12 protein-coding genes and 2 pseudogenes are annotated in these 9966 nt (G+C 74.7%); 8 read left to right on the forward strand and 6 right to left on the reverse strand.

Going from position 1 to position 9966, the window contains the following annotated elements; all coding sequences use genetic code 11:
* Nucleotides 1–30: 30 nt before the first annotated feature.
* The gene (locus tag AB0B20_RS18260) at nt 31–645 is read left to right on the forward strand and encodes a MarC family protein (protein WP_013283903.1); all 615 of its coding nucleotides are present in this window, start codon (nt 31–33) and stop codon (nt 643–645) included.
* A 42-nt stretch (nt 646–687) separates the two neighbouring features.
* Nucleotides 688–1602, forward strand: coding sequence for a PD-(D/E)XK nuclease family protein (locus tag AB0B20_RS18265; protein ID WP_357471868.1), 915 nt, complete (start codon nt 688–690; stop codon nt 1600–1602).
* Nucleotides 1603–1615: 13 nt separating this feature from the next.
* Here the strand turns inward: AB0B20_RS18265 and AB0B20_RS18270 are convergent, their stop codons facing one another.
* Nucleotides 1616–2467 carry an oxygenase MpaB family protein gene (locus AB0B20_RS18270; protein ID WP_357381325.1) on the reverse strand — a complete coding sequence of 284 codons (852 nt, stop codon included), beginning with the start codon at nt 2465–2467 and terminating at the stop codon, nt 1616–1618.
* A 35-nt stretch (nt 2468–2502) separates the two neighbouring features.
* Nucleotides 2503–2931: a Fur family transcriptional regulator gene (locus AB0B20_RS18275; RefSeq protein WP_357381327.1), complete on the reverse strand. Its 429-nt coding sequence runs from the start codon at nt 2929–2931 to the stop codon at nt 2503–2505.
* A gap of 162 nt (nt 2932–3093) precedes the next feature.
* On the opposite strand from AB0B20_RS18275, the gene AB0B20_RS18280 reads away from it, so the two are divergent.
* Nucleotides 3094–3576, forward strand: coding sequence for a DUF2231 domain-containing protein (locus AB0B20_RS18280; RefSeq protein WP_357381329.1), 483 nt, complete (start codon nt 3094–3096; stop codon nt 3574–3576).
* A 10-nt stretch (nt 3577–3586) separates the two neighbouring features.
* Here AB0B20_RS18280 and AB0B20_RS18285 read toward each other — a convergent pair whose 3' ends face one another.
* A complete protein-coding gene (locus tag AB0B20_RS18285; protein ID WP_357381331.1) occupies nt 3587–4144 on the reverse strand; it encodes a hypothetical protein in 558 nt (185 codons plus the stop codon).
* 197 nt (nt 4145–4341) lie between these two features.
* Here AB0B20_RS18285 and AB0B20_RS18290 point away from each other — a divergent pair, with 197 nt between their 5' ends.
* A complete protein-coding gene (locus AB0B20_RS18290) occupies nt 4342–4518 on the forward strand; it encodes a hypothetical protein (RefSeq protein WP_192580693.1) in 177 nt (58 codons plus the stop codon).
* A 34-nt stretch (nt 4519–4552) separates the two neighbouring features.
* Here the strand turns inward: AB0B20_RS18290 and AB0B20_RS18295 are convergent, their stop codons facing one another.
* Nucleotides 4553–5029, reverse strand: coding sequence for a flagellar biosynthesis protein FlgA (locus tag AB0B20_RS18295; protein ID WP_357381334.1), 477 nt, complete (start codon nt 5027–5029; stop codon nt 4553–4555).
* 227 nt (nt 5030–5256) lie between these two features.
* Between AB0B20_RS18295 and AB0B20_RS18300 the strand changes: the two genes are divergently transcribed.
* Complete coding sequence (locus tag AB0B20_RS18300; protein ID WP_357381815.1) at nt 5257–5514, forward strand: hypothetical protein; 258 nt, start codon at nt 5257–5259, stop codon at nt 5512–5514.
* A 14-nt stretch (nt 5515–5528) separates the two neighbouring features.
* On the opposite strand, the pseudogene AB0B20_RS18305 reads toward AB0B20_RS18300, so the two are convergent.
* Both AB0B20_RS18305 and AB0B20_RS18310 read right to left on the reverse strand, forming a co-directional pair.
* A pseudogene (locus AB0B20_RS18305) lies at nt 5529–5705 on the reverse strand (FmdB family zinc ribbon protein); the annotation flags it as partial.
* A 30-nt stretch (nt 5706–5735) separates the two neighbouring features.
* Nucleotides 5736–6338, reverse strand: coding sequence for a 5-formyltetrahydrofolate cyclo-ligase (locus tag AB0B20_RS18310; RefSeq protein ID WP_357471872.1), 603 nt, complete (start codon nt 6336–6338; stop codon nt 5736–5738).
* Between the two features lie 124 nt (nt 6339–6462).
* Between AB0B20_RS18310 and AB0B20_RS18315 the strand changes: the two genes are divergently transcribed.
* The 3 genes and pseudogenes from AB0B20_RS18315 to AB0B20_RS18325 all read left to right on the forward strand — a co-directional run.
* Nucleotides 6463–8652, forward strand: a complete 2190-nt coding sequence (locus AB0B20_RS18315; protein WP_357381338.1) for a diguanylate cyclase — start codon at nt 6463–6465, stop codon at nt 8650–8652.
* A 9-nt stretch (nt 8653–8661) separates the two neighbouring features.
* Nucleotides 8662–9651, forward strand: coding sequence for a UTP--glucose-1-phosphate uridylyltransferase (locus AB0B20_RS18320; RefSeq protein WP_357471876.1), 990 nt, complete (start codon nt 8662–8664; stop codon nt 9649–9651).
* Nucleotides 9648–9966 (forward strand): annotated as a pseudogene (locus AB0B20_RS18325) (hypothetical protein); the annotation flags it as partial. The gene AB0B20_RS18320 and the pseudogene AB0B20_RS18325, both read left to right, overlap by 4 nt.

The following is a 9966-nucleotide window of genomic DNA, read 5'->3' on the forward strand; positions in this document are numbered from 1 at the left end:
GCGCTCCGACGGCACGGCTACCGTGTCCGCGTGGATCTCAAGCTCTTCGGCGAGGTCTTCGTGACCCTGCTGGTGATCGTCGACCCGCCCGGAATGATGCCCATCTTCCTCGCGCTGACCGGGCCGCTGCCCGCGCGCGACCGGAACCGGGCCGCCTGGCAGGCCGTGGCGCTGGCGCTCGGAGTCATCGTGATCTTCGCGGTGGCGGGGCAGACGATCCTGGCGTACCTGCACGTCGACCTGCCCGCGCTCCAGGCGGCGGGCGGCCTGCTGCTGATCCTGGTCGCGCTGGAGCTGCTGACCGGCAAGGCGGACGACCCGAGCAACCAGGTCACCTCCAACATCGCGTTGGTGCCGCTCGGCACGCCGCTGCTGGCCGGGCCGGGCGCCATCGTGGCGACCATGCTGTTCGTGCAGCAGGCCGGCGGCGCCGTCGACTACCTCGCCATCGGGCTCGCCATCGTCGCGGTGATGGTGACCGTCTGGGTGGTGCTGCGCTTCTCCGGCGGGATCGTGAAGGTGCTGCGACCCGGCGGCATCGAGGTGCTGACCCGGATCGCCGGCCTGCTGCTGGCCGCCATCGCCGTGCAGCTCATCGCCGACGCGATCGCCGCGTTCGTGACCCAGTACCTCAACAACGCCTGAGCGGGTCCGTCCGGTGTCGTACCCGGATGGCAGGATTCAAGCGTGCGACGACAGGCAGCAGCCAGCGGTTCCCGGGCTCCCCGGCCCCGCGCAGAGCAGTCCGAGCAGCTCGGCTTCGAGGGCATGCCGGAGCGCCTGTTCGTCTGCACGCCCAGCAAGCTCGGCGCCTACGCGGACTGTCCCCGCCGCTACCGCTACGCCTACGTGGACCGCCCCGCCCCGCCCAAGGGCCCGCCGTGGGCGCACAACTCGCTCGGCGCCAGCGTCCACACCGCGCTGAAGAACTGGTACGCGCTGGCCCCCGACCGCCGCCGCCCCGAGGTGCTCGGCACGCTGCTCAAGGGCACCTGGGTCCGCGAGGGCTACCGCGACGACGAGCAGGAGCGCGACGCCTTCCGGCGGGCGCTGACCTGGCTGGAGAGCTACGTGGCGGGCCTCGACCCGGCCGACGAGCCGGTCGGCGTGGAACGCGTTGTCGCGGTCAAGACCGCTGTGCTCGCGTTCAACGGCCGCACCGACCGAATCGACTCGCGCCCCGGCCCGGACGGGCGGCCCGAGCTGGTCATCGTCGACTACAAGACCGGCCGCACCGGGCTCGACGCCGACGACGCGCGCGGCTCGCAGGCGCTCGCGCTCTACGCGTACGCGGCCGAGCGGGTGTTCCGCAAGCCATGCCGCCGGGTCGAGCTGCACCACCTGCCCACCGGCACCGTGGCCGCGCACGAGCACACGCCGGAGTCCCTGCACCGGCAGCTCACCCGCGCCGAGGACACCGCCCGCGACATCATGACCGCCGAGCGCGCGGTGGCCGACGGCGCCGACCCCGACGAGTCGTTCCCCACCGAGCCGGGTCCGAGGTGCGGCTGGTGCGACTACCGGCGCACGTGCCCGGCCGGCGCGCAGACCCCGGGCAAGGAGCCCTGGTCGGCGGTCGAGCGGTTCGCCGACCCGGACTGACCGGGGCTCACCGTCAGGCCGCGGCCAGGCGGGCGGCGCGTTCCTTGGCGGCCTGCTGCAACGGCCCCTCCCGGTAGCGCCGCGGCACCGCGGCCAGCGCCAGGCGCAGCGCCCGCGCGCTCAGGTCCGCCGACAGGGCGGTGGTGGGCAGGCCCAGCCCGCCGTAGAGCCGCAACGCCCAGGGCGGCAGCATCCCCAGCGCGGTGGCGGCGATCCCGAAGTACGCCCAGCGCGGCGGGCCGAGGTTCAGGCCGACCCGCGCCGGCAGGCTGAGCTTCCACGGGATCGGCGGCGCGGTCAGGAACAGCGCGGTCTCGGCCGCCTCCCGGGTCATCCGCAACTGCGGGCGTACGTCCCGGTAGTAGTCGGCCACCTCGGCGGCGGTGCCCGGTACGTCGTCCGGGTCCAGCCCGACCAGGGCCGCCGACCGTCGCTGCTCGGTGTAGTAGCCGTCCACCTCGTCGTCGGTGAGCGCCAGACCGGCCCGCCGGGCGGTGCTCACGAACGACTCGACCTCGGTGACGTGCACCCAGCGCAGCAGCTCCGGATCGTCGACGCGGAACTCCGCACCGGTGAACGGGTCGGTGGCGCGCATCCGGGCGTGCCGCGTACGCAGCCGCCGCCCGGCCGCCTCCGCCTCGGCGGTGGTGCCGTAGATCGTCGTGCCCACGTACGTCGCCGTACGGACCAGCCGGCCCCACGCGTCGGTGCGGTAGTTGCTGTTCTGCGCCACGCCGGCCATCGCGCGGGGGTGCAGCGCCTGGAGGTAGAGGGAGCGCAGGCCGGCGACGATCAGGATCGGTTCCTCGTGCACCTTCCACGTGACCGATCCCGGACCGAAGAGGCCGAGGTCTTCGGTGTCCACCGATCAAGAGTGCCACGCCGGGCGTGGCACTCCGGTCAGTCGTCGGCCGAGCGGCGGGACTGGCAGGCCGGGCAGAGACCCCAGAAGGTCACTTCCGCCTCGTCCAGCACGAAGCCGTGCGCCACGTTCGGGTCCAGACAGGGGGCGCTGCCGACCGCGCAGTCCACGTCGGCGATCTCACCGCAGCCCCGGCACACCACGTGGTGGTGGTTGTCGCCGACCCGGGCCTCGTACCGCGCGGGGCTGCCGGCCGGCTCGATCCGGCGGGACAGGCCGGCCCGGGACAGGGCGCCCAGCACGTCGTAGACGGCCTGGGTGGAGACCGAGTCGATCCGCTGGCGGACCCGCCGGGTGATCTCGTCGACCTCCAGGTGACCGCCGGCGGAGAGCACGTCCAGCACGGCGAGACGCGGCCGGGTGACGCGTAGGCCCCTCGACCGGAGCAGCTCCTCACCTGTGGACACGCATCCATGACAGCACGGGCCGGGCGGGCCGACAAGCGAGCGTCGTTCACCCGTGGCCGGGGCCACAGGTGAACCGTTGCCGCCGCGCCCGCGTGTATCGAAACAGGCGGTGTCACGCCGTACGCTGGGCCCGCTAACCACCCACTCGCCGGAGGTGTCGCGGTGTTCAGGGAAATCAACGGTCTACCGCTCCACGTACTCGTCATCCACGCGGCGGTGGTGCTGGTGCCGCTGCTGGCACTGCTCGCCGTCGGGTACGGCGTGCTGCCCCGCTGGCGGCCCCGCCTCGGCTGGGCGGTCGCCGCGCTCGCCGTGGTCACCCCGATCGTGGCCTGGGTGGCGACCGAGTCCGGCGAGGCACTGGAGGAGGCCCTGCGCGCGAAGGGCTACCCGCCGGACCGGCTCCAGCAGATCCACGAGCACGCCGAGTACGGCGACACGCTGTTCTGGTTCGCGCTCGGGCTCGGCGTCGCGGCGCTGCTGCTCGTGCTGTCGACGAGCCGTTTCGTCGCGGACCGGAAGCTGCCCCGCTGGCTGCCGGTGGCGCTCACCGTCGTGGTGGCGGTGCTCGCGGTCTTCGCGATCGTGTACGTCTACCTGACCGGGGACAGTGGCGCCAAGATGGTCTGGGACGGCGTCGTCTGACCGCCGCGGGTCAGAACAGCACCCGCGAGCAGAGCAGGCAGGTGAGCAGCACCAGCACCACCGCGACGGCCGCCCCGATGCCGTAGGTGAGCCGCTGCGCCCGCTGCTCCGCCTGGTCCATCGCGGCCATGTCCTGCGGCGGCAGCCGGCGGGGCGGTGACGGCTGCACGTGTACCGGTGGCCGCCAGCCGGGCGGCGGAGGCGTACTCGGCGGCGGTCCCGCGTATCCCGAGGGCGGCTTGCCGCCGGGCGACCCCGGCCACGCTCCGCCGGCCACCGTCCAACCGCCTGCCGCCTCCGCTCGTGCCCATGGGCTCTCGGTGGCCGCCTCGCGTGACCACGGGCTGGCGCTGCCGGCCGCCTCCGGCTCGGGCGGCCCGAAGGCCCCGGCCGGCTCGGTGGTGCGGTCCGGGTCGCCGGCGCCGGAGGGGCGGGCTTCGGGGCCGGCCGAGTGGGCGTCCGGGCCGCTGCCGGGAACCGCCCGGGAGGCGTCCTCCCCGGCCGGTGCCGGTTGCTCCGGGCGTCGCCAGGTCTCGTCGTCGGGGCTGCCACCGCTCGGCGTCGTCACGCCGTCCGACGCTACCAACGCCCCGGCGGGTCGGCCGCCCGACGCGTCGATCACCGGCACCCTCGGTCGCGCCCGACGTTCCGAAGCCGTCCGGGGGCCACGGGTGGGCGCGGGCGTCACCGCCGGGCTCGGCCGTCCGGCCCGCCACGTTCCCGGGGATCGGGCCGGCGGCCGATTCGGCGGTATCGTTGCTGCTCGTGACCGACCCCGCCATCCGGGCACCGCGCGATGACGACGACCGCGTGGTCGACCTCAGCGACGACTTCGTGGTGCTGCCCGAACAGACGAGCGACGACACCGACCGCGGTTGGGGTGAGCGCCCCGGCGGCAACGACGACTGGCTGCTCGCCGAGCGCCCCCCGCACTGGGGCTGACCGCGTCGTGCCGGGCTGATCGCCGGGGCTCGGGTCAGCCGCGTACCACCACTGCGAAGCGGCTGCCCTCCGGCAACCCGACCGCCCGCCGCGCCTGTGCCGGCGGCAGCGCCAGGTAGAGCGCCGACGAGCCGTCGACCGCCCCGGCGGCGCCCACCACGTCGAGCACCAACGCGCGCGGGGCCAGCAGCGCCGGGTCGGGCGCACCGCCCGCCGGCACGACGAGCAGGTCGACCCGGGCACCCGGGCGCAGCACCGCGAGTGCGGCCGGCTCGGCCAGTCGGATCGGCACGCCCACCGTGCCGGCCGGCAGGGCGCGGATGCCGCCGGAGGGCGGCGCCGACGCCGGGGCGGCCGGTGGGATTCGGGGCGGTGGGCAGGACTGCGGCGTCTGGAGCACCGCCGCCGCCAACCCGAGCAGCACCGCGACGAGCGTCACCCGCAGCAGGGTCCGGCGCCGGGGCAGCCCGCGCCAGCGGACCGGACGCAACGTCGCCTCGCCACCAGTCACCGCTGCCTCCCGCCGCCGGCCGACCATCCGATCCGCAGGCTAGGACCGGATCAGGTCGCTCGCCGTCCCACGGCCCGTCGCTGTGGATAACCCGCCGGCCTGTGGAAAACCGTTCCCCGTGCGGGCCTGCCGTCACCAGGGACGGTGGCCGCTGCCGGACGGGCTGATGCGGCAACCTCGCCGAGCGGGCGAGCGTCTGCCGCGAACGGGAGACGGCCACACGGAACGTGGCCGCCCCCGAGAAGGGGACGGCCACGTGCCGGTACGAAGCAGGTCAGGAGGAGCTGGACGCCGCCGGCGCCTTGCCGGCCGTCGAGCCCGACCCGGAGCCGGACGACGAAGAAGACCCGGACGACGAGGACGACGAACCGGACGACGAGGACGAGGAGTCCGACGACGAGGAGGACGACTCGGTCTTGGCCGGCTTGCCCGACGAGGTCGAGGAGGCGTTGTCGGAACCGGACGAACGGGAGTCCGTGCGGTAGAAGCCGGAGCCCTTGAACACGATGCCCACCGAGTTGAAGAGCTTTCGCAGCCGCCCCTCACACGCCGGGCACTCGGTCAGCGGGTCGTCCGAGAAGGACTGCACCGCCTCGAGCTGGTGGCCGCACGCGGTGCAGGCGTACTGGTACGTGGGCACGTTCTCCTCCGGATCTTGGCACGGCCGGTTTGGCACTCGTGGTCTTCGAGTGCCAATGGTGCGTCATCACCCCCGGGTTCGTCCAGCGGAAGCGCCCGGGCCCACACCCGGTACCGCCACCAACCCGTCCGCCGGGGTGATCACGCAGTGCACCGGGCGGTCGTGCGGCAGGGCGGGCACCGCCTCGACCAGCTCGCCGTCGTGCAGCAGCGCCACTGTCGGCACGGTGGCGGGCACCCGGGCCAGCGCGCGGTCGTACGAGCCGCCGCCCCTGCCCAGCCGGATGCCCCGGCGGTCCACCGCGACGGCGGGCACCACCACCAGGCCGGCTCCGGCCACGGCGGAACGTCCCCGGGGTGGCGCGGTCGGCTCGCGCAGGCCCCGACCGGCGGCGCGCAGTGACTCCGGGCCGGTGTACGGGGCCCAGTCCAGGTCCAGGTCGTCGCGGAGCACCGGCAGCAGCAACTCGGCCTCGGGCGGCAGCGCGGCGCGCAGCACGTCCGGCAGGTCGTCCCCGCCGGGCTCGGAGGAGACCGGCACGTACGCGCTCATCCTGGCCGGCCGCAGCCGGCGTACCAGTGTCACCAGCTCGGCCTGGACGGCCGCCGCCGCCACCGCGCGCTGGACCGCGGACATCGACCGGCGGGCGGCGAGTAGCGCGACGCGCATCTCCCGCTTCGCATCGTGCGCTTCATCCGAAAATTCCGGCACGCAACACTCCTGACGCAACGCTTGCCTAATGGTCGCTCTGTGTCAGCATCGCACCAAGAGGGCGGACCTTCCGGGGGGAAGATTGACGCTACGCGGGCGGTTGACGGCGGCTTTCCTCGCGGTGGTCCTCGGCCCCGTCCTGCTCGGCGCGTTCTTCGTCGGGGCCACGCTCAGCGCCGTCGACCGCAGCCGCGCCACCGAGCGGCTGGGCCTGGCGGCGGCCGGTGTGCGTACCTCGGTCGACGCGCTCTGCCAGCAACTACGCGCGGCGGCAGACGCGGTCGCCCTGGTCAGCGACCCCGCTCTCCGGCCCCGATCGGCCGACCAGGTGGTCGCGCGGGGCCTGGCCGCCGCCGTGCTGATCGCCGACGCCGCCGGCCGCACCACCTACGCCACACCGGGCGGGACGGCCGGGCGCTGGCAGGACTGCGCCGGCCCGCCGGCCACCCCCGTCGCCGCGCTGTCCGCCCAGGTCCGGCTCCGCGACCAGGCCGGCACCGACCTGGGCGCGGTCGCCGCCGCCCAGCCCGTCGACCGGGCGTTCGTGGCGCGGCTCGCCGCGGTGACCGGCGTCGGGGTCACCCTCCTCGACGACCCCGGCGGCATCACCCAGACGACCGAGGACCAGGGGGTACGCGCAGCGGTGCTGGCCGCCGCCGGAAAGGCCGACGGGAATCGGGTGACCGGGACCGGCGACGGCCGGTACGTGCGCCGGGTCGGGCCGTCTCCCGGTCAGCCGCTGCCACTGGTGCTGTCGGTGCCCGGCGAGCGCACGGCCGGTCTGTACGGGGCGCTGATCGCGGCCGGCGCGCTCGCCGCCCTGCTCGCCGTGCTCGCCGCCTGGCGGCTGGCCCGGGTCACCACCCGGCCGCTCGGCGAGCTGGCCGGTGCGGTCGACCGGGTGGCGCGCGGCGACCTGAGCGCCCGGGTGCCGGTGCGCAGCCGCGACGAGATCGGGCGGCTGGCCAGCGCGTTCAACCGGATGACCCGGGAGACCGGCAGCTACGTGGCGGCGTTGACAAGCAGCCGCGACCAGCTCCGCAACCACCTCGCGGTGCTCGGCGACACGCTCGCCAGCACGCACGACCTGCAACGCATCCTGCGGGTGATCCTGGACAGCGCGATCGGCGCCACCGGCGCCCGGGCCGGTGCGGTGCTGCTGGTCGACGGCGACGGCGTACTCGTCGGCCGGTGCGTGGAGGGACTGACCGGGCGCTGGCCCACTGCCGACCCGGCCGACCCGGCGACGCTACGGGTGCCGGTCGGCGCCGGGGTGCTCGGCGCGGTGGCCGCCACCGGCGAACCGCTGCGCGGACGGTGGACGCCACCTGACACACCGACCGGGGAGCCGTCCTGCGAGACGTACGTGGCCGTGCCATTCGCCACCCCCGGCGCCACCGAGCCGCGCGGCCCGGACCGGCCCGGCCACCCGCCCGCCGACGGCGACCCGCCCGGCTCGCCCTGCGCGGCGCTCGGCGTGCTGGTGCTCTACGACCGGCTCGGCGGGCACGAGTTCCACGACGACGACGTGGTGACGCTGCGGACGTTCGCCGGGCACGCGGCGGTCGCCGTGGAGAACGTCCGGGTGCACGAGGAGGCGCAGCGGCTCTCCCTCACCGACCCGCTGACCGGGCTGTGGAACTACCGCTACCTGCGCGAGTCGATCCGCCGCGAGGTGGAACGGGCGAACCGCTTCGGCCGGATGCTCAGCGTGCTCGCGCTCGACCTGGACCGGTTCAAGAACGTCAACGACACCTGGGGGCACGCCGCCGGGGACGCCGTGCTGGTCGAGTTCGCCCGCCGCGTACGCGGCGTGATCCGCGAGGTGGACCTGGCGTTCCGGCAGGGCGGCGAGGAGTTCGTGGTGCTGCTGCCGGAGACCGACGCCCGGGGCGCGGCGATCGTCGCCGAGCGGCTCGGCGCGGTGGTACGCGACCAGCCGGTGGCGGTCGAGGGCAGTGGCGACGAGCCGGTGCGGGTGCCGGTGACCGTCTCCATCGGCATCGCCGTCTACCCGGACCACGCCGCCGACGGCCAGCAGGTGCTCGACGCCGCCGACGACGCGTTGTACGCGGCGAAGGCCGCCGGACGCGACGGCTACCGGCTCGCCCCGGCGCCCGATCCGGTGCCCACCCAGGAGATCCCGGTGGTGGCCGCCGGCCTCAGCCCGCCGGACGGGCTGCCCCGGGCCGGCTCGGCGGACCCGGCGGGCACCGTCAAGGGCGGCGCGTCTTCCGGTCCTCACCCGCCGCGGCAGAGCCGTGGCCGATAGTCTCGCGGCATGTCGGAGCACTCAGCGAACCCCTCAGCGGCCCCCGGTCGCTCCCGTGCGGTCAAGGCCGTGATCCCGGCCGCCGGCCTGGCCACCCGGTTCCTGCCGGCCACCAAGGCGGTTCCCAAGGAACTGCTGCCGGTCGTCGACCGGCCGGTGTTGCAGTACATCGTCGAGGAGGCCGCCCAGGCCGGCATCGACGACATCCTGCTGATCACCGGTCGCGGCAAGACCTCGATGGTGGACCACTTCGACCGCCGGCCCGACCTGGAGGAACGGCTCGCCAAGAAGCCCGAGCTGCTGGCCGAGGTCAAGCGCACCGAGGAGCTGGCCGCGATCTACACCGTCCGCCAGCCGGAACAGCTCGGTCTCGGCCACGCCGTCGGGTACGCCGAGTCGCACGTCGGTGACGCGCCCTTCGCGGTGCTGCTCGGCGACGAGTTCGTCAAGCCCTCCGAGCCGCTGCTGCCGGCCATGCTGGAACTCCAGGCCCGCACCGGCGGTGTGGTGCTCGCGTTCTTCGAGGTCGACCCGGCCGAGACCAGCCGCTACGGCATCGCGTCGGTCGAGCCCGCCGAGTCGGAATACTCCGACATCGCCGAGGTCGTCAAGGTCACCGGCATGGTGGAGAAGCCCAGCCCGGAGGAGGCCCCCAGCAACCTGGCGGTCCTCGGCCGGTACGTGCTCCCCGGGAAGATCTTCGACGCGATCCGGCGTACCGACCCGGGCAGCGGCGGCGAGATCCAGCTCACCGACGCGATGGAGCTGCTGCGTACCGAGGGGGTGCCGGTGCACGCGATCGTCTACCGGGGCACCCGCTACGACACCGGCATGCCGCTGGGCTACCTCCAGACCGTGGTGCAGATCGCCGCCGAGCGGGACGACCTGGGCGCCGAGTTCCGCAAGTGGCTCGTCGAGTTCGTCAACAACGGCGACGAGACGGTCACCGCCGCCGTCCTCAACAGCATCCGCGACGCGTCCGGCGGTGCCGATACATGACCGCGACGGCCGACGCCGAGGCGGCCGCGAACGAGTTGACGCCGCTCGCCGACTACCTGGGCAGTGTGCTGCGCAGGTTACGCGCGCTGCCTCCACTCGACCTCGACCTGACCCAGGCGTACGGCAACGTGCTCGCCGAGGACGTGGTCGCCCCGCACTCGTACCCCGCCTTCGACCAGGCGGCGGTGGACGGGTACGCCGCGCGCTGGGAGGACATCTCCGGTGGGAGTCGGGGGGGGGGGGGGGGCGCCCCCCCCCCCCCCCCCGGCGGGCGCCCCACCCCCACCCCCAAGCCGGGGGGGGTGAAGCGGGCGG

It is taken from the genome of Micromonospora sp. NPDC049151 (assembly GCF_040648395.1).
In the GTDB taxonomy this organism is placed as follows: domain Bacteria; phylum Actinomycetota; class Actinomycetes; order Mycobacteriales; family Micromonosporaceae; genus Micromonospora.

What these genes read in the sequence shown, in the direction of transcription:
- AB0B20_RS18310 (WP_357471872.1), bottom strand. Translation starts at nt 6,338, where the DNA reads ATGCGCGTCGCGCTACTCGCCGCCCGCCGGTCGATGTCCGCGGTCCAG.
- AB0B20_RS18320 (WP_357471876.1), top strand. Translation starts at nt 8,662, where the DNA reads ATGTCGGAGCACTCAGCGAACCCCTCAGCGGCCCCCGGTCGCTCCCGT.